The organism is Vibrio fluvialis, assembly GCF_900460245.1.
Taxonomy (GTDB): domain Bacteria; phylum Pseudomonadota; class Gammaproteobacteria; order Enterobacterales; family Vibrionaceae; genus Vibrio; species Vibrio fluvialis.
On record NZ_UHIP01000002.1, the window covers coordinates 1,084,252 to 1,107,304 of the forward strand.

Here is a 23,053-nt window from a genome sequence, read left to right on the forward strand (position 1 = left end):
TTGGATTCCATAATGTTTGGCATGATTGGCAATCGAATTCCCGCAGAATGAATCGCATAATGCAATCACTTTGAAAAACACAGTTGCTCAATCGACTCATTCAGCGACTTAACCAGTTACACTACTTGCGGGAAACCACCATGTCGAACCAAATTATTGCAGACCTGACTAAACGTTATACAGCCAAGCGTTACGATGCGAACAAGAAAATCTCATCAGACGATATGGCGATCATCAAAGAGGCGCTGCGTCTTTCTGCTTCATCTATCAACGCACAGCCTTGGAAATTTATCGTGATTGAGAGCGATGCGGCGAAGCAACGTTTCCATGATACGTTTGAACGAAAACACCAATTCAACCAACCGCATGCGAAAGCGGCGTCGCACACTGTGTTGCTGGCGTACAACCCTAAATTCACCAAAGACGATTATCGTAAAGTGGCCGACGTTGAAGTGTCATCGGGTCATCTGCCAGCGGATCGCTATGACGGTTTCTTAAATGGTGCATTCACGTTTGCGGAAGCGAATACTGACGACAACGGCTTTAACGGCCACTGGACGAAAGCGCAAACTTACATCGCATTGGGTAACCTGCTACATGTGTTGGCTCGTCTGGGTATCGATTCCACCCCTATGGAAGGCGTAGACCAAGAGCTGATCGGTGACGTGTTCAGCGAAGAGCTGGATGGGTATGTGTGTGATGTGGCGGTCGCAATGGGTTACCACCTAGAGCTGGAAGACTACAACCATGGTCTGCCTAAAGCGCGTTTGCCGCTGGATCAGGTGGTGACGGTACTGTAATCCGTCTCTCGGTTTGTTATGCAAAAGCGCCTTCGTGGCGCTTTTTGCATTTCTCGGGGCTTAGTTATCTTTGTTGTTCGTGTGTTAGTATTCTTCGATAACTTGTTGTCTGGAAGCGTTATGTCGATTAGTCACCAACTGTCTCTGTTTGTCGATGTGGTTCGTCAGGGCTCATTTTCTAAAGCGGCGTTATTGCATGATATGGATAACTCGGCGCTGTCAAAGCAGATCAAAAAGCTGGAACAGAGTCTGGGTGTTCAGTTGTTGAACCGCTCAACCCGTACCATTTCGCTCACACCCGTTGGCGATGAAATCTACCAGCAGGCGCAGGTGCTGGAAGATACGCTCATCAATATCCAACGTATTGCGGAAACCTACCAGTCAAAGCCCAGTGGCAGCATTAAAATTGCCGCTCCCAACTATTTCGGTCAGCGCTATTTGCAGCCGGTTCTCGATGCGTTTATCAGCAAATATCCGGAGGTGGAACTGACGCTAGTGCTGGATGATAAACGCGCCGACATCATTGCGGATAAGTTCGATATCGCGATTCGAATTGGCAAATTGGCCGATTCCAACTTGATCGCCAAGAAGATCACCAACACCAATTTTGTCCTGATAGCCTCAAAAGACTTTGTGGCAAAACATGGTCTGCCGGAGACTCCCGAAGCTCTGATTAGCCTGCCTGCGGTGATTTATGCCAATGGCGATGTAACGTTAGATAAACTGACGATAAGCTTTGAGCCGGGCAGCCAAGAGATGCTTAATCTGACCATGAAAGGCAACTTCAAAGTCAACGATGTGAAGCTGGTGGTGGAGTCGATAAAAAAAGGCGTCGGTTATGGATTGATAGACATGTTTGGTTTGGAAGAGTCATTAGAAGAGGCGGGGTTGGTGCAACTGCTGCCCGGTTATGTAATTTCCACCATGAGTACCGGAATCTACGCCATCTATCCTAATCGCCAGCGCAGCCTGTTGGTCGATGACTTTGTCAGTTTGCTGATGAACCACCTCGGCGAACGGCCATTCTGGCTCGACTATGTCGATATGAACTAAAAAAGCGAGCTGAAGAGCTCGCTTTTGACTTTAGAACGGATACTTATTTCACGTAAACACGTGGGTTAGCGCTGCCCCAAAGGGTGTAAAGTTCAGGGAAAATCACTTCCGCGTTGTTTTCCATTTCCGAGGCGGAAATGGTCTCGCCTTGTGATTGACCAAACAACACCACTTCGCTGCCCGCTTTCACGCCTTTGATGTGGGTCACATCCACCATGGTGGTGTTCATCGACGCCACGCCTACCACGTTGGCACGTTGACCGTTAATGATCACCTGCGCTTTGTTGCCCATTTTACGTGGATAACCGTCTGAGTAACCGACCGGAACGTTCGCCATCAGGCTGTCTTGCTGCGTGGTGAAGGTGCTGTCGTAACCTACGGTGCTGTTTTTCGGCAGGTGATGCAGTGATGCCACGCGCGTCTTGAATGACACGATTGACGGGTACTCCGGATTGGTCGGCTGATCGCCGTACAGTACTCCGCCAGGACGCACCATATCCAGTTGCGCTTCTGGCACATTCAGCGCTGTGAACGAGTTCGCCACGTGCAGCAGAATGTCTTCGCGGTTGAGTTTCGCTTCTTTGATCAACCATGCCGAATGGGTGTTGAAAGACGCCAGTTTTTGGCGCACTTCGTCCGCGTCGTAGCTCGGGAAGTGCGTCATGATACCGACAATACGCACGCCTTTGGCGGCCGCGATTTGTAGTGATTCTTTCTTGCCGGCGTCGGTAGTCATATCAATGCCGTTACGGCCCATGCCACCGTCGTTCAGTGCCAGATGCACTTTGATGTCGTGTCCGGCTTTTTTTGCCAAAGCAGAGAGCGCTTTGGCTTGTTCTGCGCTACCGATCAGCTCTTCCACGTTAAGGTGCATCGCGTCTTTGATTTCGCCAAGGCTGGCTGAACGAACACGCATCAATTCACCTTTAAAGCCGCTGTCGCGCACTGCTTGCGCTTCCGCATTGCTGGCAATCGCGACACAAGGGATCTGCTGCTCAAGAATGGTTGGCATCAAACCCTGAATACCGTTGCCATAGGCGTTGGCTTTCATGACCGCACAGATCTTTGTGTGGCTGTTCATTTTCGATTTGAACTGTTCGATGTTGTCGCGGAACTGCGTTAGGTTGATCTCAAGCCAGGCGTTGGCCGCTTGAATGTCTTGTTGCTGAGTGTCACCGCTGAAAAGATTTAAAGGCGCGCTTAACGCTGGTGTAGCGGTAGCGAAAGTGGCAGCGGCGATGGAGAAAGCCAGTAACGTTTTCTTTAGACGCATAACGTCTCCTTATACAGTTATTGTTGGAGGAGGGTAGAGATAAGATTCAGAAAGCGTTGGGGTCGGCACTCCGTGAGGAGTGCCAGACAGATTAATGCAGTTTAAAGCGTCCCATTACATCCTGAAGTGACACAGAAAGTTGGCTCAGCTCACGACATGCTTGCGCCGTTTGCTGTGAACCTTGCGCGACTTCCTGTGAAGCAAAGTGAATGTTCTCGATACTGCGGCTCAGTTCTTCAGCAACCGAATCTTGTTGGTTACAGGCGGTCGCGATTTGGCTACCCATGTCAGAGATATCGGCGATAGAACGTTCGATCTCGCCCATCAGTTGTTTCGATTGCAGGCCTTGTTGCGCGCAACCAGTAATGCTGGTGCGTGACAATTCGGTCGCTGACTTGGCATCTTTTGCCAGAGATTGCAGCTGCTCGATAATGGTGGTGATTTCGCTGGTCGATTGCTGAGTGCGTCCCGCCAGTGTACGAACTTCATCGGCCACCACAGCAAAACCACGGCCTGATTCACCCGCACGCGCGGCTTCAATTGCGGCGTTCAACGCCAACAGGTTGGTTTGGTCTGCGATGTCGCGAATCACGTCCACAATCACGTTGATCTTGCTTGATTGCAGTTCCAGCTCGGTCACGGTGTCACCGGCATTGCCGATCACGTTCGCCACGTCTTCAATGGTATCGACCATGTGCTGCGTTTCACGCACGCCGTGTTGTGTGCGCTCATTGGCTTCACTGGCCTGGCTGGCCGACTCTTCGGTGTTGCGTGCAACATCCGCGACCGCCGCTTTCATCTCGGTCATCGCTGTGGCGATATGGGTGATTTGTAGCTGCTGATCTTTCATGCCAGAAGCCGACAGATCAGAGATTTGCGTCATCTCTTCCACTGCGCTGCTCAGTTGTGTGACAGCCGCGATGACGTTGTCGATCACCTGACGCAAATCATCTTGCATCTTGCTGGTGGCATTGGCCAGTTCACCCAGTTCATCGTTACCGATGGCCTGACGGTCAAGATCACTGGACAGATCACCAGTTGCAATGGCGTTCGCTTGCGCCACCACCAACTTCAATGGGCCGCAGATCAGACGCGTCAAGACATAAGTCATGGCTACCATGATGAGCAGAATGATGACGTTGCTGCCAATAGAAGAAGTACTTAAGTCATTTACCGAGGTAAGAATATGACGCTTATTGTCTTCCATGGCCTTCTTAAGAACCAGGATCAGTTCGCCCAGCTCAGAGTCAACGTCTTCGAAAGCAGATAAAGATGAAGAAAGAATAGGTTGTGCTTTGATTTTATCGTTGGCTAACATAGCGGCGTTATATTGATCCATCGTACCGAGATAAATTTCCCAGTTACGCATGATTCGTTTAAACGTTTGCTCTTCTTCTCCCGGCCATACGGTTTTTCCATAAGCTTCTAATTCGCGAGCGATTTCATTTCGTTTACGAATATTACTTGTAATTTGATTATTTATTTTATCAGCATTATCTAATGTATAAGCGACAAACTGTGAACGTCTCCAGCGAGAAAGATCATCGCGAATAGAATCTACACGTTCTACTGCTGGCAGGGTGTCATCGGTGTAGTTGAGGAGCTCTGCTTTAATGTTCTTGAGCTCAGAAGACAAAAATACGCCAAAGGCGATATTAATTAATGCTATGATCAGAAAGGAAAAAGAAATCTTTTTCGCAATGGAAAGATTCTTGATAAACATATGTTGATATACCTTGATTTTTTATTTTTACTACAAAGTAAACCATATCCGTATATGTAATTTTGATCCGTATTTTTACCGCAAGGCGCGCAAGTTAACACTTATTGACTAAATTTTCGATAAGGATATTGGATTAAAATTAAAATAAATTATGTCAATAATTTAATACAGATTTCGAACACGCCATTTTGACGCAGCCATAATTCTGACTATGTAGAATTAGTGTTAATTTCAATTCATTTCGTCCTTCGTTTATTTATTCTTTAACGGCACTTCTAACCCTAAATGGTTAGGTTGTTCATTGCATAGATATTTTTAAATCGCGCAAACGAATGCGTGGAAAAGATGTTTTTTTCTCAATCGGATAAATCGGTGACCTACAACAAAACCACCATGCTGATTGAAGAAATTGAAGATAAAAAACGCGTTTATGGTTTGGAAGCCCTCGCGTCCTATTGGGTACACGAAAACATTCAGCTGGGCGCGTCGGGTCACTATGTTATTTCTGAAGTCAAAGGCGACGACGGTTTGGAAGATGACGCCGCCGCGTATGACTACAAAGGCCGCGGTCGTACCTACACACTCAACTACCAAGTGAAGTTCTAACAAGTCCCGTCACACCGATAGTTGCGCCCAATCATTATCCGGATTGGGCGCAAAACATACCGCGTGGAGCGTTTGTTGCTCATTCAGTTGATAAATATGAATTATTTTGTTGACCTGAAAACTCAATCCGTTAAAGTACGCCCCGTTCCCGCGATGATGTCGCCGGAACGGATGGTGTTACCATCGCATGATTGCGTTGCCCTGGTGGTGAAATTGGTAGACACAAGGGATTTAAAATCCCTCGACTTTCGAGTCGTGCCGGTTCAAGTCCGGCCCGGGGCACCATCAACAAAAACCATCCATTGAGGCGCGTTGGCAGAGTGGCCATGCAGCGGATTGCAAATCCGTGAACCTCGGTTCGACTCCGGGACGCGCCTCCATTCTTTCTAACCAGCACTTTGCTGGTTTTTTTGTTTTTGCCTCTCACGATTTTCTTATCTCTCTTTGATATGTGCATTACTTCAATGCGATGACGCTCTGCGCTTTGTTGTCTTCATTTCTAACGATGGGTTGTTCTCCAGCTTACTTATGCGTCTATGCAGAAAGGAATTGCGCTCGATGTTCCGTCATCTTGCAGCGCGAGAACTATAATGTAACAAGTTGTAACAAATTAATCCGAATTGTCGGGTTAACTCTTTCTGGAATAAGCACGTGGTGGTTTTTTAGATCAATAAACAGGAGAGATTATTGTGAAAAATTTACTAAGAATGGCCGCATTTGCCACGGTTGTCATGGCGGCTCAAGTTCCGGCTGCCAGTATGTCTGCTCAGGTTGTTCATGCTGATCTGTGGGATCAAATGGGCGTCATGGGGATTAAATTAGATGTGCCCAGCGTTGTTGAAGGTTCAGTGTCTTTTGAAGTGATTAACAGTTCTAAGACCATGGTGCATGAAATGTTGGTGGTTAAGGTCAACAATTTTCATGAAAGCTTGCCTTATCAAACGAATGAAGCGCGCGTGATTGAAGATAAAGTACAGGACTTTGGCGAAGTGTCTGAACTCGAACCGGGTCAGTCTGGTTCACTGACGGTCAACCTGAAACCAGGTAAGTACTTGCTGCTGTGTAACATACCTGGGCACTATGAAATGGGTATGTTCACCCCATTTATCGTGGAACCCAAAATGGGCAAGTAAGAGCGTCACGACACAATGGGTGAGGGGGAACTTGTTCTATTGTTCGATGGTTGCTACACCAGTGTGATCGCGTGCCGACCAAGATCTCAGTGATGTGGGCACAAAAAAGGCCAGCCCAAGCTGACCTTTTTATTTTCCTACTGCTGATAGAGCGCTTGTTCGGTTCGCAGACCTTTGATCAAACTGACACACATCAACAATAGTACAAAGCTGAACGGCAATGCCGTGGCAACCACTCCAGACTGCAAAGCCTGCAGCGCTTCTTTACCACCAATCCAAAGCATAACTGCCGCGATAGCACCTTCAACACTGGCCCAGAAAATGCGCTGAGGAATCGGTGCATCGACCTTACCGCCCGCCGTAATGCTGTCTATGACCAGCGAACCGGAATCGGATGAGGTAATAAAGAAGATCAGAATCAGGACAATCGAGATCATCGAAATTGCACTGCCAAACGGCAACTGGTCGTAGACATGAAACAGGGTGAGCGAGATATCGGTCAGACCATGAGCGCCCAGTTCGCCGACTTTATTCGCCACTTGATCCAGAGCAATGCCACCAAATACCGCCATCCAAATCAGTGTCAGCAGTGTCGGAATAAACACGACCGCGCACAGAAACTCTCGCACAGTGCGGCCACGTGAAACACGAGCGATAAACATACCGACAAATGGTGACCATGAAATCCACCATGCCCAGTAGAACACAGTCCAGCCATGCATCCACACTTCATCTTCTCGGCCGTGTGGGTTGCTCAAACCAATGATGTTTTGCGCGTACGCCATAAAGGTATCCGGAATTGAGCTGATGGCAGTGTCAAAGGTAACCGCGATAATGAAGATGAGCAGTGCGAAAGCAAAGGCCATGTTGATGTTACTCAGCACTTTTACGCCGCCATCAATACCACGAATGACCGAAATGATTGCGATTAAAGTGACAAACACAATCACGGCGAGTTGCATTCCGATACCACCATCGGTACCGAAAATGTAATTGATGCCGCTGGTAGCCTGCTGTGCACCGAGTCCCAGTGAGGTTGCAAGGCCAAACAGCGTCGCCAGTACCGCCATAATATCAATAGCGTGACCAAGCCAGCCCCAGGCACGATCGCCGAAAACCGGGTAGAACACGCTGCGGATCGACAGCGGCAGGCCTTTATTGAAAGCAAAGAATGCCAACGCGAGCGCCACAATAGCGTAGATGGCCCAGCCATGAATTCCCCAGTGGAACATGGTCGCCCCCATCGCCAATGACTTCGCTTCTGGCGTATACGCCTCGACATTAAGTGGTGTTCCCCACCAGTCGGTGTAGTAGGCGGTAGGCTCTGCCACACTCCAGAACAGTAGACCAATACCCATACCCGCGGCAAAAAGCATAGACAGCCATGATACGCGTGAGTGATCCGGAACGGCATCTTTACCACCGATGCGGATTTTACCGAAAGGGGAAACCATCAACGCAAAAGTGAAGAGTAAGAAAAAGTTGGTGGCCCACATAAAGAACACATCAAAGTCTTCGATGATACCGTTCTTGAGAGTATTTAGGGCATCTTTGGCCGTCACTGGATCGACGACCAGTAATGATGCCAGAAACAGAATGATTAATCCCGCGCTGATCCCGAACACTGGGTTGTGGACGTCAAAGCCCCATTTCTGAATGTTGTCCTGACCGACCTGATAGTCAGTCGTTTCTATACTGTATTTCTTTAAAGCATCTTCCATAAAATCGCTCAAAATGTTTTGTGTACTCGTTAAGTGGTTGACTTAATCCGTACGGTTCTAGTTCGCCAAAATCAAAATTGATTTGTGTACGAATGAAATTTTGTGATGGGAATGGTAACGAAAAACGAACGCACAAGTCAAATTAAGGCGTTTAATCTCGTTTTCTTGATTGTGATTGATGTCATCAGAAAAGCAGGAAAGTGTTGTGTACGAAATATTATGATGTGTGGGTTTCTTCGGAAACCTCTGGCCTCAGAACATTTCTCTTTAAGGAATGGTATTCGGTAGGGAGATACACTGCCTCTTTTCTTGACGGGTTCGTTGCCGCAGTAAATCGTTTGATCTTCGTCACAGTCTATTGGGGGAAATGTTTGTCAGGGTTTTGTCCGATTTGAGTCGCTAATTACCCATCCGACATAAGGGCATTATTCGTCAACAAAATCGAAATGATTGGCTATTTTTTGTTCACTCTTGTTATGGGTAACGCCTAATCGACTTCGTAGATTAGGTGAGTTATCTATGACTCTAAAACGATGGAATAAAATAGTGCTACGGGTAAATTGGCACTAAAAACAGTATGATAAATTATCATAATTCATATATTAAATTATCCCGACACTATTTATTTTTTAATCTGTCATTGTATTTATTATATATTTTATAAATTAACGATAATATTTTCTTTCAAATATATAATTAAACTTGGAATATAATGTGTGTTCTATTTTTTTATTTATTTTTTGCCATAGGTTAGTCATCATTTTTCTGGGTTGAGATGTTAAATTAATGTTTCTAGTGATGGTTATTTGACGTTTTTATAAAAGTGTCAAACTTATGTCATTTTGTGATTAACTTTATGATGAATATGATATTAATGACAAAGGAATGTTGTCTTTCTTCGAGCTGTTAGTCTAATTTTTCATTCGGATTATAAAGTTTCAACCAACAAATTATTATCATTTTTATCTTGATGATTTATATGTTGTTTTCAAAAAAGTTAAATTTATTAGTTTTTGTTGGTTGAAATTTAATCAGTGTATTTGCTAGTATTCTCGCTCGATTGTTGGCTCTGATTAATTATCTCGTCACCGATTTATCGCTAAATTTAATTTAATAGTGATTGATTGATGTGACCATGGTTGAATATAAATAGAATTTAAACATTATTATTTAACCATAGATAAAACTTTATTGTTCTAGGTTCTGCAGATTCTCGCTGCGGGAACGGGCTTTTTTGTGAAAAATTTCTGTACTTTATTGGGTAAAAAAATGGCATCAAAGATTAATTTAAGTAAGTTTGGCTTAGGTAAAGCCTTCTATTTAATGATGTTTCTTTTGGTATCTGTGCAACACACTTCATTCGCGTATGCAGCAGGTAGTACAACAGGCCAGCAAGACACTCTGGTGATGTTGTTGAACTTCCAGGAAGACCCGAATGATCAGCCGATTTCGGTGAGTGAAGCGACAGATCTGGTCTTTGGTGAAGTGAACGATTTTTACAAGGAAAACTCTTACGGAAAAACCTGGCTGGCAGGTCAGGTGGTCGGTTGGTACACCCTGCCGGTTTCAAATCAGGTGTGTGACTACCCGACAGTTCAGGCGGAAGCCGATAAAATGGCGGAAGCACAAGGCATCACGATTGCTGATTATCAGCGCGTGATTTATATCATGACTCAGTCTGGCTGTGGCGGCGGCGGTTCCGCAACTACGGGTAAAACCTTCCCTAGCCGCGCTTATATCGACGGTACATTGTCTGCCAAGATCATCGCGCATGAATTCGGACACAACTTAGGTTTGATGCACGCGCGAGCGATGGACTGTGGCGACACAAGCCTTTCTTCAAGCTGCAGCACCATTGAATATGGCGATTCTTACGACGTGATGGGCGACCCGGATCTGGGTTACATCAATACCTTCTATAAAGAACGTATGGGCTGGATCAACGATTCCGCTTCGCCTAAAGTGCTGACCGCCTCAAAAGATGGTCTGTACGAGATTGCGGCTTACGAATCTCAAGATAGTCAGCAAAACATTGCGCTGAAGATCCCTCGTGGCGTCAACCCACAAACGGGCTTGAATGAGTGGTTCTACATTGAATACCGTCAGGCACAAGGTTACGACGAGTTCCTTGCCAGTCGTTCTTATCTGCTTTACCGCGGTGATGTCACCGATGGTGTGATTGTGCGTCTTGCTCAGGAAAACGGTGACTATAGCTATATGCTGCATATGAAGCCGGATTCGGATTACAGCCAGGTTTATGGCCGCAAAGACTGGAAAGACACAGCGCTTCCTGTTGGTGCGACATTCACCGACCCAAGCTCTGGTATCTCAATCAACCTGACCAGCGCCGCGAACGGTGTGGCAGATATCTATGTGTCAATGTCAGGTTCGGATTCTGGTAATGTATCGCCAGCGGTCTGTGAAATGGCAGCGCCGACGGTAACGGCGACGGCAGTGGGTGACAGCTCTGCAAACGCAGGTTCTACCGTTAACTACCAGTTGTCAGTGACCAATAATGCGAGTGCAGAGTGTGGCACGCTGGATTTTGCGGTGACGGCTCAAGTGGCTTCAGGCTGGACCGCGGATCAACAAACGGTTTCTCTGGGCGCTGGTGAAACAGGCCAAGTGGTGGTGGCGGTGACGTCATCTCAACAAGCGCAAGCCGGTGACTACACTATCTCGTTTGCTGCAACAGATACCCAGGACACCTCGTACAGCGCGGCAACTCAGTCGTCTTACACGGTGATCACTGACAGTTCTACGATTTCGGATATCACCGCGGTTGATGATGCGGTAACGATGAGTTCACTGACGACCGTGGATATCAATGTTCTGGGGAACGATGTGGTTGATGCGGGCGCAAGTGTGACGATTTCTGTAACGGCACCAAGCAAAGGGACGGCAAAAGTGTTGTCTGATGGTTCAATTCAGTACACACCGGGTAAGCGCTTCAAAAGCAGTGACAGCTTTACCTACACCATCAGCGATGGCAATGGTACTTCAACGGCGACGGTAAACGTGACTCTACAGTCTTCGTCTTCTGGTACTGGCGGTTCGCCGGGCAAAGGCAAAAACAAGTAACGAAAAAATCCACCTCTTAGAGGTGGATTTTTGTTTTATTGCGCATCATCACGCGGAGAGTGTTAATCCGCTGGACACAATGGACAGCTTGCTTCTACTGGTAAACCGGTATCGACAGTTTGACCAGTAATCGCGTTCACACCTTCTGCGATAACCGTATCTTTGAAGGTACGTACATCATGTGCCAATACCGGGCCACCCGCGACATCGGTTCCAGGGACTGGGACATAGTCGTCAGAGTATGGCATACACGCATATGGTGCCAGCGTACCGATACTAATGACTTGATCCGTACCATCATGTGTTTCTGTGATCGCAACGCCATTCATTTTCACAGCGCTGTCATTACATACTTCACCTGCGAATTTGACTCGTAGGCCATACGCGCCAGAACCATTCTGTTCAACATAAGTTGTACAGTTTTTGGTAATGCTTAATGAGCCCGGAGGGTTCAGAGGTGGACAGTCATCGGAATCAGATTTCGACAGTATTGGATCGCCGCCTGTTTTCAGCGCCGCAGTTGCCGTTGCGACGTTTTCAACCCCGTTGATGAGTGACACAAAGGAGCCCGTGTAGGTTTCAGTCGCGCCAGCCGCCAAAGAAGGTGTATAGAAAGTATCACCGGCAGTCACGTCTTCTACGTTAATGTCATACAAAGAACCGAAACCTGTATTGGTTACTTTGATTTCATAGTCGTAGATGATGGAGTCACCAGATGGAGACAGTGCGCCTGTTGGACAGGTTTTCACCATTTCCATGCCGCACAACGAGAATTTACCCAACACAAAGTCTTTCAGTGATGCGGTAAATGAACTTGAAGAGCGGGTTTCTGCCATAAAGCTACTGAAACAGGTGTCAGTACCGTTTAGCAGTTGAGTGATGTTAATACCACCTTCATAAAAGCTTTCATATGGAAATACATTTGGTGAACCTGCTTTTGGTGTGTATGACCAAGGAGAGGTTTCATCACCACTGTTGGTAGTTGCACACGCTAAGTCACCAGCTTGCGCGCCACATTCAGCAGGATGAGCACCGTCAGATTCAAGTTTCAGACGTAAGTTTGATGCTGCACAATCGCCAGGCATTGGGTCATTGCTATCCGCTTTTGAACAGCTTGGATCCCACAGCACAACGGCGATGTATGGCACTTCATTCGCACCTTGAGGGTAATCAACCAGAATCAGTACGTCGCCAATAGTGTGGACACCTGAGAAGGAACCGTCACTTTGTGCAACCACTTCATCCTGGAAGAACCAGAAGCCCATGAAGGCATCACCGACATTGGAAAAACGGTCAGCACCAAAGTAGATGATGAGATCTTCGCCACCCGCGCCATTATCGACACCATAGGCAGCGGCGTATGCATTGGTCAGATCATCTTTATCCGGTACAGAACCGTCTTTGTGGCTCCATTGGGGCACATCTTGAATGTCTTTTCGACCACCGGTAAATATCGATTTTGGAGAAGGGTCGGCAATAATACCGGTTGTCACATTGGCTGAATCGGTATCGTTGTAGATGTTGCTCCAGTCATCGCCGGCGGTGCCCGCTGCATCTACAGCGTTACCATCCAATTCGAAAACATCTTCGTCGTGAACCGCGAATACAGGCGTAGTGAAGAAGCCAAGAATCACCCCCAAACACAGCGTGCGTATCGCGAGTTTAAATTTACTAAAGTCCATCTTAATCACTCCTTTTTAAAGTTAAAGATCCGGACCTTTACCTGTTATCGAAGATAATCAGGATTTGCTGAATCAAATCACAATGGGAGTTTTAGTACTCTCGTTTGCTTGGTGTGGCATAAAGCAAGAAATAAACCGAACTGCAAGCGATTGATATTTATTGAGTTTACGGTTTTGATGGAAAAATATTGAACACTGAATTAAACACTTTGTATTGTGTTTGGAAATTTATTTATATTTTTCATTGATTTAAAAAGTGTTAATCATCCTGTTCAGCTGGTTTACAGGTGAACACATGCATAATGAATGTCAGCTGATTTAATGGAGTGCGATTTTAAAAGTCCGAAAAATCGGCGTTGAAATAAGTTGAATGGAGAGATGATAAAAATATTTTTCGAGAAAAAACGTGGAGGAAAAAAATAATCCTGCGTGTCATGAAGGTGTTGACCAACATAGCACACAGGATTGGAACAGCTGAAGCTGTTAATTAGTGATCGCTAATTAATGATATTTGCAAATTCGTGGGGAATACAGCCACAGAATATTCGCAAACCATTATCCAAGATCACGGCAGGTATCAGGATCATCACATGGTCTGTAAGAGGTAGACGGCATAGTGATAATGGTATTGGCTCCGGCTGGTGTTTGGTTTGCATTATTTGAAGTGGCTGCAAAGCTAACACCTATGCTTGAAACAGCCAGCGCTGCTGCAAGAAAAAGAGCTTTAATATTCATACTTTTCATGACTTTATCTCCTAAAGAGTCAGCGACGTTGAGCAAGTCGCGCTTTTTGTTACACGGCTTAGAGACAGGTGATATAACGTCTGATCCGATTCAAATGCCTGACTGCTGATTGCTTTTGAAACACTCCTGCCGATAAGTCGGATGCGGGAAATACAGCAAGAAGTGCTCCTGTCGCTAACTCATTAAAAAATAGACACATTGCGACTTCGGCATGTGTTCACCGTTACAAGTGGTGTAACACATTGAATCTCAGCTATGACTTTCGTGAAACATATAAATACAATATAAAACAACATGTTAGGTTGATAGTGTTACGCAACTCAGTGACTGTGTCAGAAAAGAGGAAAGTGTGACAGGTGTTACACTTTTTCGCGTTTCACGGATTAAGTGAAAAAATGCAGGCAGAGTTAATCAGCATTAATTTATTGATCTCAAATAGAAAATAAATTTGTTTGCTGAAAAGCACGGGTAGTGTGGGGTTGGAAGATGGTGAACACTTTTCGCAAAGTGTCTGGCGGGCACTAAACAGAAAGGCGATAACCGACGCCGCGAACGGTCTCGATGCAGTGCGCATAACCACAAAGTTTGCGACGCAGGGAGACAATAATAGTGTCAACCACATTGCTGGAGCCTTCAAAATGGATACCCCATACGTGCTCCAGCAGCAGTTTTCGGCTGACGGCTGCGCCTTGGTGGTGAAACAAAATGCTCAATACGCCAAATTCTAACGGGGTGAGGTCGATGGGGTGCTGATTGACTTTCAACTGCCGCGCGCCGCTGTCAAACCAGTGGCAATCCAGTTGCTGCCATTGCTGACTCAGATGCAATAAGGTTTGAAACCGTTCCGGATCGCGCGCTTGCAGCTGGCGGTTGATGATATTGCCCAGTACCGGAATTAAGCTGATGCCATCGTGATGAGTTTCCGTACTCCAGTGGTGGCAAAGGGTTTGATAGAGTTGGCTGCAATCGTCCTGTTGCGCCAGATAAGCCAAAGCGGGTTCGTTAGCGCGTGACAAGAAAGACAAACATTCCAATGCACCTAACAGGCCGGGCGGTTCGGGGGAGGCAAAAAAATAACGCATCAGCGTATGGATCAACTCAGTGGACGGATAGCGCTCGACATTCAAGACGCGGGTATCGGCGCTGAGAATATTGAGCAACGTCGGATGGCCCAGAGCGAAACTGTTGATGGTTCTTGCAGCACACTCTTCTACACCGAGGAATGATAAGTAAGCCAAGGCGTGGTCAGCGGACAGTGTGGCAAGTTTAATCGCGCGAAAACGCAGGTGCGGCGATTTGTTGGTCATCCAGCTTAAATGAGGGGGCTGACGACGGGCAAACACTATCTTAGTGTTGTGTGGTGTTCGGGGGAGGAATTCACACCGTAGCCAGGCTTCAAGCTCTGGCTGACAGTCCAGATGATCAAGCAGCAGCACGGTGTCAGCCGCCGCAGTTTGAATCCTCTTTTTCAGACTTTTGCGGAATTTGTCGCGATGGGCATTGCCGTCAGTACGACAATCAATTTTGCAGCAGCGTTTGTCGTTGAGGCGGGCAAAGTCTTCCAGAAGAGCGCTTTTGCCCACGCCCATTAATCCGTGCAGGCAAACCACGTCAGGATGTTGCGAACTCAATAATGAGTGCAACACATTAAGTTCCGGCTCGCGGCTTTTTGTTCGCTCATACGCCATTCGCCGATCCTCCGGCGCAAAACGTCATTCGCATCCCATCGAAATCTCATCAAATTCTCACCAATAGATTTATCAATAGTGCTTATGTTTACAGATGTAAAGCGAGTGAGGGGGAAATCCGATGAGACTAATTTGTTTATCGGCTTGTGCTCTGGCAGTGGTTGCGACATTCGCCACCGCTTCTATGGAAGAAGAAAAAGTGATGCGTGCGGAAAGCGCGGCGCACACCGATCTGAGTTCAACGGCAACGATTATGGACACAGACGGCACGGTGCTGCGCAAAGGCAGTAGCCACTGGCATTGTATGCCCGGCATTCCTGTGATGGAAGGTGATGCGCATCCCATGTGTAATGACCCGGTTTGGACGGCATTACTTCAGGCAGCCGCGGAAGGCAAACCGTTTGAAACCGATAAAGTAGGCTTCTCATACATGCTGCAAGGCGATGCGCTGGTCAGCAATGAGAGCCCGGCAGCAACCGACCCTAACGACGGCGGAGTCTGGGTCGAAGAAGGTCCGCACATTATGATTGTGGTGCCTCGGGCACTGCTGGAGGGGATCAGTACTGACCCTTATAACGGCGGCCCTTACGTGATGTGGAAAGATACCCCATATGCTCACATCATGATTCCGGTTGGAAACAAAACTAAGCCATGATTGGCCACTCCGGGTTCAGGGAGTGATGGGCTACCTTCGGGTAGCCTATTTTTTTGTCTGATACTTTCACTTTGGTAAATATTTAAGGTCGAACCCGCCAATTTGTCGGAGGTTTCCTACATTCCACGCCATGGGTAGGCTGTTAATCGGTTGTTAATGGTGTTTCTACCCCTTTAGGGTAGTTTGATTTTGTAATTGATTTACATCATGAATTCATTTTCTTTCATAATTAACAATCTTGCTTAACGAAATATGACAATTATCTAGGAATCCGTATGAGCAAGTTGAAGCTAGTGATCATCGGTAACGGCATGGTCGGCCATCGCTATATCGAAGATCTCGTGGAGAAGATGGATGCGTCTGAACTCGACGTCACCGTTTTCTGTGAGGAGCCGCGCGTCGCTTATGACCGTGTGCACCTTTCCTCCTATTTTTCCCACCATACCGCGGAAGAACTGTCGCTGGTTAAAACGGGTTTCTACGAAAAGCATGGCATCAAAGTCCACATTGGTGAACGTGCGATCAACATCAACCGCGAGCAGCGCACGGTCTACTCCAGTGCGGGTCGTGAAGTCCAATACGACAAACTGATTCTGGCGACAGGTTCTTATCCGTTCGTACCACCAATCAAAGGTAACGAAGGCAAAGACTGTTTCGTTTACCGTACCATTGAAGATCTCAAAGAAATCGAAGCGTGTGCGAAGAAGAGCAAGAGCGGCGTGGTGGTCGGCGGTGGTCTGCTTGGCCTTGAAGCGGCTGGCGCTCTGAAAGCGCTCGGCGTGCAAACCCACGTGATTGAATTTGCGCCTGTGTTGATGGCTGAGCAGCTGGACCTGCAAGGCGGCCTGCAACTGCGTAACAAAATTGAGCGCATGGGCGTGCAGGTTCACACCAGCAAAAACACGCAAGAAATCGTGGCGCAAGGCACCACGGCGCGCAACACCATGAAGTTTGCCGACGGCTCTGAGCTGGAAGTAGATTTCATCGTGTTCTCAACCGGTATTCGTCCGCAAGACAAGTTGGCGCGTCAAATGGGGCTGGACATCGCGCCGCGCGGTGGTATCGCCATCAACGATCATTGCCAAACCTCGGATCCGGATATCTACGCCATCGGCGAATGTGCGTCGTGGAACGAGAAATTCTTCGGTCTTGTCGCACCGGGTTACAAAATGGCGACCGTCGCGGTGGATCACATCGTCGGCAACGACAGCCGTTTTGAAGGCGCAGACATGAGTGCCAAACTGAAATTGTTAGGCGTGAAAGTGGGCTCAATCGGCGATGCCAACGGGCGCACACCAAATTGTAAAAGCTACGTTTACCAGAACGAAGAAGAGGAAGTGTACAAGCGCATCATCGTGTCTGAGGACGGCAAAAAGCTGCTGGGTGCTGTGTTGGTGGGCGACACCTCTGACTACGGTGACTTGCTGCAACTGATGCTCAACGAAATTGAGCTGCCAAAACATCCGGATACACTGATTCTGCCCGCGCATGCCGGCGCAGAGAAACCGGCTCTGGGCGCCGACGCGCTGCCGGAAAGTGCGGTGATCTGCTCTTGTTTCGATGTCACCAAAGGCAAAATCGCGCAAGCGGTGGCCAATGGGTGTCATACCCTGGCGGAAGTTAAAGCGGCGACAGGTGCTGGCACCGGTTGTGGTGGCTGTATTCCACTGGTGACGTCGGTACTGAATGCGGAACTGGCGAAATCAGGCATTGAAGTGAAAAACGATGTGTGTGGCCACTTTGCTTATTCGCGCCAAGAGCTGTTCCACCTGATTCGCATCGAAGAGATCAAAACCTTCGATGAGCTGCTGGAAAAGCACGGCCAAGGTTACGGCTGTGAAGTGTGTAAACCGCTGGTGGGTTCAATTCTGGCCTCTTGCTGGGGCGAGCACATTCTGAAACCACAACTGGTGAAGCTGCACGACACCAACGACAACTTCCTTGGCAACATTCAAAAAGACGGCACTTACTCGGTCATCCCTCGTATGGCGGGGGGGAAGTGACGCCGCAAGCCTTGGGCGCACTCGCGGCTGTGGCGGAAGAGTATAACCTGTACACCAAAGTGACCGGCGCGCAGCGTATCGGCCTGTTCGGTGCGCAGAAAGATGACCTGCCAGCCATCTGGCGCAAACTGATTGAAGCCGGATTTGAAACCGGGCAAGCCTATGCCAAAGCACTGCGCATGGCGAAAACTTGTGTCGGTTCGACTTGGTGTCGTTACGGCGTGCAAGACTCTGTCGGTTTAGGTTCATTTATTGAAAATCGTTACAAAGGCATTCGTACACCGCACAAGATGAAGTTTGGTGTGTCGGGTTGTACGCGTGAGTGTGCGGAAGCGCAGGGCAAAGATCTGGGCATCATCGCCACTGACGCTGGCTGGAACATGTACGTGTGTGGTAACGGCGGCATGAAACCACGTCACGCAGATTTGCTGGCAAGTGATCTTGACCGTGAAACACTGATCAAATATATCGACCGTTTCATGATGTTCTACATTCGCACAGCGGCGCCGCTGCAACGCACCTCAGTCTGGATGGACAATCTGGACGGTGGCGTAGACTACCTGCGCGAAGTGATTGTAGACGACAAACTGGGCATCAACGACCAGCTTGAAGCCGACGTTGCCAAACTGGTCGCCGAGTATGAATGTGAGTGGACTGCGACGATCAATGATGAATCGCAATTGACCCGCTTCGCGCACTTTATCAACTCAGACCTGCGTGATGACAACGTGGTGTTTGTACCAGAGCGTGCGCAGCATCGTCCGGCGACATTTACTGAAAAACATCCGCAAGCCAAAGGCGACATTCTGCACGTCGCGGCGACTGAAGCATAAGGGAAGGTGGATTATGTCTTTTGAAAAAATCTGTCACATCAACGACATCATTCCAGGCACCGGCGTTTGTGCGCTGGTGAATGGCGAGCAGGTTGCGGTCTTTCGTCCGACTAATGCCGAAGAGGTGCTGGCGATCAGCAATACCGACCCGTACTTTCAGTCCAATGTGCTGTCTCGCGGCTTGATTTGTGAACATCAAGGCGAGCTGTGGGTGGCAAGCCCGCTGAAGAAGCAGCGCTTTAATCTGAGCACGGGCCTGTGTCTGGAAGATGAGCGTTTTAGTGTAAAAGCGTACCGCGCCCAAGTGGTGAACGGTAACGTTGAAATCGCCGCGTAATCAGGCAATCCCTCCTCTGCGGAGGAGGGATGCAGATTCAATAGACAAAGGTTTCTTAACGCATCAATCCCCGTTCATAGTGATGTTTTCGATGCCTTTCTCTATTCAATCTTCACTTTTAAATTTCACTTTTAGATAGGGACACACTTATGTCTGCATTAAAACCAGTCGAATTTGTTCAAACCATGGTTGACGTTGGCGAAGCGAAAATCAAAACGTCAACTCGCGACTTGATTTTGCGCGGTACGATGGCAGGGATCATTCTCTCATTGGCGGTTGTGGTAGCGATTACTGCCATCACGCAAACGGGCATTGGCCTGGTGGGCGCGCTGGTCTTCCCGGTGGGCTTTTGTATTCTGAGCCTGATGGGTTATGACTTGGTGACCGGCGTATTTGGCCTGGCGCCGCTGGCGAAACTGGACAACCGTCCGGGCGTAACTTGGGGACGCGTGCTGCGCTGCTGGGGTCTGGTGGGGTTGGGTAACCTGATCGGTTCGCTGATTGTAGCGGCTTTGATTGCGCTCTCTCTGACCATGAACTTCAGTGTAGAACCTAACGCCGTCGGTCAAACTTTCATTAAAGTGGCCACTGCTCGTACGGTCGGGTTTGAAAATCTGGGCGCAGACGGTTGGATCACCTGTTTTGTACGCGGTATTCTGTGTAACCTGATGGTGTGTCTGGGTGTTATTGGTAACATGACCGCACGCAGTGTCGCAGGAAAAATTGCCGCGATGTGGCTGCCAATCTTCATCTTCTTCGCGTTGGTGTTTGAACACGCGGTGGTGAATATGTTCCTGTTCCCTCTGGGCATGATGCTGGGCGCTGATTTTGGTATCGCGACTTGGTTGAACTTCAACCTGATCCCAACCATTCTGGGTAACATCGTTGGCGGTCTGGTGTTTACTGCACTTCCGCTATACCTGACTCACGCAAAAACAGCACCTGCACTGGATGCTGAGCAACGCGTTGACGTACAGCCTGCGTTGAACACAAAATAATCGAGCTGAGGCTCCGCGCAAAAGCGGAGCCTTTTTCTCACTTGCTGTAAACCCGCAGCGAGCAAAGAACAAATTAGGTTTGACGATAACAAGTCATCATTCAGCGGCCGATGGCGTAAAGGGTGACTTTTTATACTCAAATTTGAATGGATTGGCGTTGCTATGACTACTTATCCCACTTCTCAACACTCTAGCTTTGTTTCTTTGGTCGGCGCCGGACCGGGCGATCCGGATCTGCTGACGGTAAAAGGTTTGCGCGTGATTCAGCAGGCGCAAGTGCTGGTGTATGACCGTTTGGTTTCACAAGCGATTCTGGATTTAGCCCCGCCAAACGCAGAACGCATTTATGTGGGCAAGCAGCTCGATTTTCACTGCGTGCCGCAGGATCAAATCAACCAGATTCTGGTCGACAAAGCGCGCGAAGGAAAGCATGTGGTGCGTCTGAAAGGCGGCGATTCATTTATCTTTGGCCGTGGCGGCGAAGAGCTCGAAGTATTGGCTGAAAACAAGATTGCGTATGAAGTGGTACCGGGTATTACCGCGGCGGCAGGGGCGACGGCCTACGCAGGTATTCCGCTGACGCATCGCGATCACGCGCAAAGTGTGCAGTTCATTACCGGTCATTTGCAGAAAGATGGTCAACCCATCAATTGGCAATGTCTGGCGCAAAGCAACCAAACCTTGGTGTTTTACATGGGTTTGAAACAGAGCCCGCACATTACTGAAAAGCTGCTTAACGCAGGGCTAAGCGGTGAAACGGCTTGTGCCATCATTGAACGTGGCACTACAACCCAGCAACGTGTCCTGACTGGAGAACTGGCTACGCTGCCTCAACTGGCACAGCAGGCAGAGAGCCCGGCGCTGATTGTGGTAGGTAGTGTGACCAGCCTGCACAACAAGCTCAAATGGTTTAACGCGTGATCAGATTTGGCAGCGGCTGATTTGCCGCTGCATCTCATGCTGGCGCATCGGCATGGCATCGATGGTGTCTTTCACTTTTATCCAGTCGGTGGTTTTACCCCACCGCAGCTTTTCTTCACCATCTTTGCCGACCAGCACCGCAGTGTGGCTGCCCGCAGGCACGCCATAGGCCATCAATACGTCACGCAGATCGAATTCATCTTTGAGCCAGGCAGGGTAACTGTAGCCATCTTCGGTAATGATAATGGTGACAACGTCACGCTCATCCAGCTCGCACTCATGCATCAGGGTTTCCAATAAAAACTGACGCACATACTCATCCTGAGTCGGGGCAAAGTAGAGCACGCTGCGATGTGACCAAGAGTGGGCATAGAGCGGATACGCTGACGCAATCAGCGGCAGGCAGCTTAGGCAGAGTGCCAGTAAAATCCTTCTCATACGCCCTCCTGTGGCTCTGTGCTCAGATTCCTTGGCCATGACGTTGTCATCGTTTTTGATTTTGCGCCGTCTTTCGCTTTTGAGGCTCATAGTGTGGTAAGGTCGCACACTCCAAGCCCTAAAGACATCGAGGCATTGTTACTCTTACGATTCCATTGGAGCCAGAGTTCACAATCCCGAGCAACACAGACGAAGATTATGGAAACTATCGCCATTTTGGTGGACGTTCAGAACGTGTACTACACCTGCAAAGAACGCTATCAGCAACATTTTAACTATAACCATTTCTGGCAGCAGGTGACCAAAGATCGCCGGGTCGTTAAAGCCAATGCGTATGCGATTGCGTCCAACGACAGCCGTCAGCGTCAGTTCCACCACATTTTGCGTGGTATCGGCTTTGAAGTGATGCTGAAACCCTACATTCAACGTTCCGATGGCAGTGCTAAAGGCGACTGGGATGTGGGCATTACTTTAGATGCCATCGAGCTGGCGCCGGAAGTGGATACGGTGGTGCTGGTGTCTGGTGACGGGGATTTCGATATTCTGGCCAAGCGCATTCAGGATAAATACGGCAAGCAGGTTGAAGTGTATGGTGTGCCTGGATTGACGGCGAAAAGTTTGGTTGACGCCGCCAATCGCTACGTCACGATTGAAGGAGCGTTACTCCTCTGACGGAGTGACACTCTCATCTGTGCTTGCTTCTGCGGCCGCTTGTTCCGCTTCCATCTTGGCGCGTTCAGCTTTGGAAATATAACGAGGCTTGTTGCTGTTGTGCAGCTTAGCGTTTTGCTTTTTCAGCTTCGTTTTTAAAATTTGGTTGATTCTCTTTTTACGGTTCATCTCTGGCTCTGGGAGTCAAGGTTGCGAGGTGCGGAGCTTACTTGTTTTCAGCCTTAAGCTCAACAGCTGCGCGCGAGGTTTTCTATCGGTTTAAAAGGTGGGTAAATGGCATTGTCATCGCTACTAACCAACGCATTGCTGACAGAGTTTAAAACGGTGCACGGCATGCTGCAGATATACTGCAAAGCGCATCATCCAAGTGACATCAAAGGCGAGGATGGACTCTGCGAAGCGTGTCGCGCGCTACAAAATTACGCTGAAGTGCGCCTGGATCGCTGCCCCTATGGTCAGCACAAGCCAACCTGCAACCGCTGTCCGATTCATTGCTATAAACCCGAGCCCAAAGAGCAGATGCGTCTGGTGATGCGTTATGCTGGCCCGCGGATGTTACTGCATCATCCGATTCTGGCGATTCGTCACTTGCTGCATGAACGCCGCCCGATTCCGGCCAAGCCTCCGGCGAACCAGTCCAATCGTCATCAGCGTCAACAGCTGAAATGAATAAAGGCAAGCCGAAGCTTGCC

The 23,053-nt window shown here is 48.4% G+C and carries 18 protein-coding genes, 2 tRNA genes and 2 pseudogenes; 14 read left to right on the plus strand and 8 right to left on the minus strand.

What is annotated here, in order from left to right; translation table 11 throughout:
* The first annotated feature begins 140 nt into the window (after positions 1-140).
* Both DYA43_RS20030 and DYA43_RS20035 read left to right on the plus strand, forming a co-directional pair.
* A complete protein-coding gene (locus DYA43_RS20030; RefSeq protein WP_020329194.1) occupies positions 141-800 on the plus strand; it encodes an NAD(P)H-dependent oxidoreductase in 660 nt (219 codons plus the stop codon).
* A gap of 120 nt (positions 801-920) precedes the next feature.
* Complete coding sequence (locus DYA43_RS20035) at positions 921-1,853, plus strand: LysR family transcriptional regulator (protein WP_020329195.1); 933 nt, start codon at positions 921-923, stop codon at positions 1,851-1,853.
* A 43-nt stretch (positions 1,854-1,896) separates the two neighbouring features.
* Here the strand turns inward: DYA43_RS20035 and alr are convergent, their stop codons facing one another.
* Entirely contained in the window at positions 1,897-3,126 is a 1,230-nt protein-coding gene (alr, locus tag DYA43_RS20040) for an alanine racemase (protein WP_024374304.1), read from the minus strand.
* Positions 3,127-3,217: 91 nt separating this feature from the next.
* Positions 3,218-4,849 carry a methyl-accepting chemotaxis protein gene (locus tag DYA43_RS20045; RefSeq protein WP_061055483.1) on the minus strand — a complete coding sequence of 544 codons (1,632 nt, stop codon included), beginning with the start codon at positions 4,847-4,849 and terminating at the stop codon, positions 3,218-3,220.
* A 348-nt stretch (positions 4,850-5,197) separates the two neighbouring features.
* Here DYA43_RS20045 and DYA43_RS20050 point away from each other — a divergent pair.
* The 4 genes and pseudogenes from DYA43_RS20050 to DYA43_RS20065 all read left to right on the plus strand — a co-directional run.
* Positions 5,198-5,455, plus strand: a pseudogene (locus DYA43_RS20050) (hypothetical protein); the annotation flags it as partial.
* Positions 5,456-5,653: 198 nt separating this feature from the next.
* A tRNA-Leu gene (locus DYA43_RS20055) sits at positions 5,654-5,740 on the plus strand.
* A gap of 21 nt (positions 5,741-5,761) precedes the next feature.
* A tRNA-Cys gene (locus DYA43_RS20060) sits at positions 5,762-5,835 on the plus strand.
* A gap of 309 nt (positions 5,836-6,144) precedes the next feature.
* Positions 6,145-6,588 (plus strand): sulfocyanin-like copper-binding protein, encoded by a 444-nt coding sequence (locus DYA43_RS20065; RefSeq protein WP_199252483.1) that lies wholly within the window; start codon positions 6,145-6,147, stop codon positions 6,586-6,588.
* Between the two features lie 137 nt (positions 6,589-6,725).
* On the opposite strand, the gene DYA43_RS20070 is transcribed toward DYA43_RS20065, so the two are convergent.
* Positions 6,726-8,309 carry a BCCT family transporter gene (locus DYA43_RS20070; RefSeq protein ID WP_061055486.1) on the minus strand — a complete coding sequence of 528 codons (1,584 nt, stop codon included), beginning with the start codon at positions 8,307-8,309 and terminating at the stop codon, positions 6,726-6,728.
* A 1,269-nt stretch (positions 8,310-9,578) separates the two neighbouring features.
* Between DYA43_RS20070 and DYA43_RS20080 the strand changes: the two genes are divergently transcribed.
* Complete coding sequence (locus tag DYA43_RS20080) at positions 9,579-11,390, plus strand: Ig-like domain-containing protein (RefSeq protein WP_061055488.1); 1,812 nt, start codon at positions 9,579-9,581, stop codon at positions 11,388-11,390.
* 62 nt (positions 11,391-11,452) lie between these two features.
* Here DYA43_RS20080 and DYA43_RS20085 read toward each other — a convergent pair whose 3' ends face one another.
* From DYA43_RS20085 to DYA43_RS20090, 3 genes are all read right to left on the minus strand, one after another.
* Complete coding sequence (locus DYA43_RS20085; protein WP_061055489.1) at positions 11,453-13,072, minus strand: hypothetical protein; 1,620 nt, start codon at positions 13,070-13,072, stop codon at positions 11,453-11,455.
* A 555-nt stretch (positions 13,073-13,627) separates the two neighbouring features.
* Positions 13,628-13,816 carry a hypothetical protein gene (locus tag DYA43_RS22930; RefSeq protein ID WP_123946145.1) on the minus strand — a complete coding sequence of 63 codons (189 nt, stop codon included), beginning with the start codon at positions 13,814-13,816 and terminating at the stop codon, positions 13,628-13,630.
* A gap of 521 nt (positions 13,817-14,337) precedes the next feature.
* Positions 14,338-15,504, minus strand: coding sequence for a winged helix-turn-helix domain-containing protein (locus DYA43_RS20090; protein ID WP_061055490.1), 1,167 nt, complete (start codon positions 15,502-15,504; stop codon positions 14,338-14,340).
* 121 nt (positions 15,505-15,625) lie between these two features.
* Between DYA43_RS20090 and DYA43_RS20095 the strand changes: the two genes are divergently transcribed.
* The 5 genes and pseudogenes from DYA43_RS20095 (at position 15,626) to cobA (ending at position 21,251) form a co-directional block, all read left to right on the plus strand.
* Entirely contained in the window at positions 15,626-16,159 is a 534-nt protein-coding gene (locus DYA43_RS20095; RefSeq protein ID WP_020432181.1) for a hypothetical protein, read from the plus strand.
* A gap of 275 nt (positions 16,160-16,434) precedes the next feature.
* A pseudogene (gene nirB / locus DYA43_RS20100) lies at positions 16,435-18,995 on the plus strand (nitrite reductase large subunit NirB).
* Positions 18,996-19,008: 13 nt separating this feature from the next.
* Positions 19,009-19,332, plus strand: a complete 324-nt coding sequence (gene nirD, locus DYA43_RS20105; protein ID WP_024374673.1) for a nitrite reductase small subunit NirD — start codon at positions 19,009-19,011, stop codon at positions 19,330-19,332.
* 149 nt (positions 19,333-19,481) lie between these two features.
* Entirely contained in the window at positions 19,482-20,330 is an 849-nt protein-coding gene (locus DYA43_RS20110) for a formate/nitrite transporter family protein (RefSeq protein WP_061055491.1), read from the plus strand.
* Between the two features lie 162 nt (positions 20,331-20,492).
* Positions 20,493-21,251, plus strand: a complete 759-nt coding sequence (gene cobA, locus DYA43_RS20115) for a uroporphyrinogen-III C-methyltransferase (protein ID WP_061055492.1) — start codon at positions 20,493-20,495, stop codon at positions 21,249-21,251.
* Here the strand turns inward: cobA and DYA43_RS20120 are convergent, their stop codons facing one another.
* A complete protein-coding gene (locus tag DYA43_RS20120; protein WP_024374671.1) occupies positions 21,252-21,689 on the minus strand; it encodes a DUF4174 domain-containing protein in 438 nt (145 codons plus the stop codon). It lies immediately after the preceding gene.
* 198 nt (positions 21,690-21,887) lie between these two features.
* On the opposite strand from DYA43_RS20120, the gene DYA43_RS20125 reads away from it, so the two are divergent.
* On the plus strand, positions 21,888-22,361 hold the full coding sequence (locus DYA43_RS20125; RefSeq protein WP_020329212.1) for a LabA-like NYN domain-containing protein: 474 nt from the start codon (positions 21,888-21,890) through the stop codon (positions 22,359-22,361).
* Here the strand turns inward: DYA43_RS20125 and DYA43_RS20130 are convergent.
* On the minus strand, positions 22,350-22,529 hold the full coding sequence (locus tag DYA43_RS20130; protein WP_025715383.1) for a DUF2986 domain-containing protein: 180 nt from the start codon (positions 22,527-22,529) through the stop codon (positions 22,350-22,352). The genes DYA43_RS20125 and DYA43_RS20130 overlap by 12 nt on opposite strands.
* 105 nt (positions 22,530-22,634) lie before the next feature.
* Between DYA43_RS20130 and DYA43_RS20135 the strand changes: the two genes are divergently transcribed.
* A complete protein-coding gene (locus DYA43_RS20135) occupies positions 22,635-23,030 on the plus strand; it encodes a nitrous oxide-stimulated promoter family protein (RefSeq protein ID WP_055452969.1) in 396 nt (131 codons plus the stop codon).
* Positions 23,031-23,053: the final 23 nt, after the last annotated feature.

What these genes read in the sequence shown, in the direction of transcription:
- DYA43_RS20125 (WP_020329212.1), top strand. Translation starts at nt 21,888, where the DNA reads ATGGAAACTATCGCCATTTTGGTGGACGTTCAGAACGTGTACTACACC.
- DYA43_RS20110 (WP_061055491.1), top strand. Translation starts at nt 19,482, where the DNA reads ATGTCTGCATTAAAACCAGTCGAATTTGTTCAAACCATGGTTGACGTT.
- DYA43_RS20030 (WP_020329194.1), top strand. Translation starts at nt 141, where the DNA reads ATGTCGAACCAAATTATTGCAGACCTGACTAAACGTTATACAGCCAAG.
- DYA43_RS20080 (WP_061055488.1), top strand. Translation starts at nt 9,579, where the DNA reads ATGGCATCAAAGATTAATTTAAGTAAGTTTGGCTTAGGTAAAGCCTTC.
- alr (WP_024374304.1), bottom strand. Translation starts at nt 3,126, where the DNA reads ATGCGTCTAAAGAAAACGTTACTGGCTTTCTCCATCGCCGCTGCCACT.
- DYA43_RS20095 (WP_020432181.1), top strand. Translation starts at nt 15,626, where the DNA reads ATGAGACTAATTTGTTTATCGGCTTGTGCTCTGGCAGTGGTTGCGACA.
- DYA43_RS22930 (WP_123946145.1), bottom strand. Translation starts at nt 13,816, where the DNA reads ATGAAAAGTATGAATATTAAAGCTCTTTTTCTTGCAGCAGCGCTGGCT.
- DYA43_RS20120 (WP_024374671.1), bottom strand. Translation starts at nt 21,689, where the DNA reads ATGAGAAGGATTTTACTGGCACTCTGCCTAAGCTGCCTGCCGCTGATT.
- DYA43_RS20130 (WP_025715383.1), bottom strand. Translation starts at nt 22,529, where the DNA reads ATGAACCGTAAAAAGAGAATCAACCAAATTTTAAAAACGAAGCTGAAA.
- cobA (WP_061055492.1), top strand. Translation starts at nt 20,493, where the DNA reads ATGACTACTTATCCCACTTCTCAACACTCTAGCTTTGTTTCTTTGGTC.
- DYA43_RS20135 (WP_055452969.1), top strand. Translation starts at nt 22,635, where the DNA reads ATGGCATTGTCATCGCTACTAACCAACGCATTGCTGACAGAGTTTAAA.
- DYA43_RS20035 (WP_020329195.1), top strand. Translation starts at nt 921, where the DNA reads ATGTCGATTAGTCACCAACTGTCTCTGTTTGTCGATGTGGTTCGTCAG.
- DYA43_RS20090 (WP_061055490.1), bottom strand. Translation starts at nt 15,504, where the DNA reads ATGGCGTATGAGCGAACAAAAAGCCGCGAGCCGGAACTTAATGTGTTG.
- DYA43_RS20045 (WP_061055483.1), bottom strand. Translation starts at nt 4,849, where the DNA reads ATGTTTATCAAGAATCTTTCCATTGCGAAAAAGATTTCTTTTTCCTTT.
- nirD (WP_024374673.1), top strand. Translation starts at nt 19,009, where the DNA reads ATGTCTTTTGAAAAAATCTGTCACATCAACGACATCATTCCAGGCACC.
- DYA43_RS20070 (WP_061055486.1), bottom strand. Translation starts at nt 8,309, where the DNA reads ATGGAAGATGCTTTAAAGAAATACAGTATAGAAACGACTGACTATCAG.
- DYA43_RS20085 (WP_061055489.1), bottom strand. Translation starts at nt 13,072, where the DNA reads ATGGACTTTAGTAAATTTAAACTCGCGATACGCACGCTGTGTTTGGGG.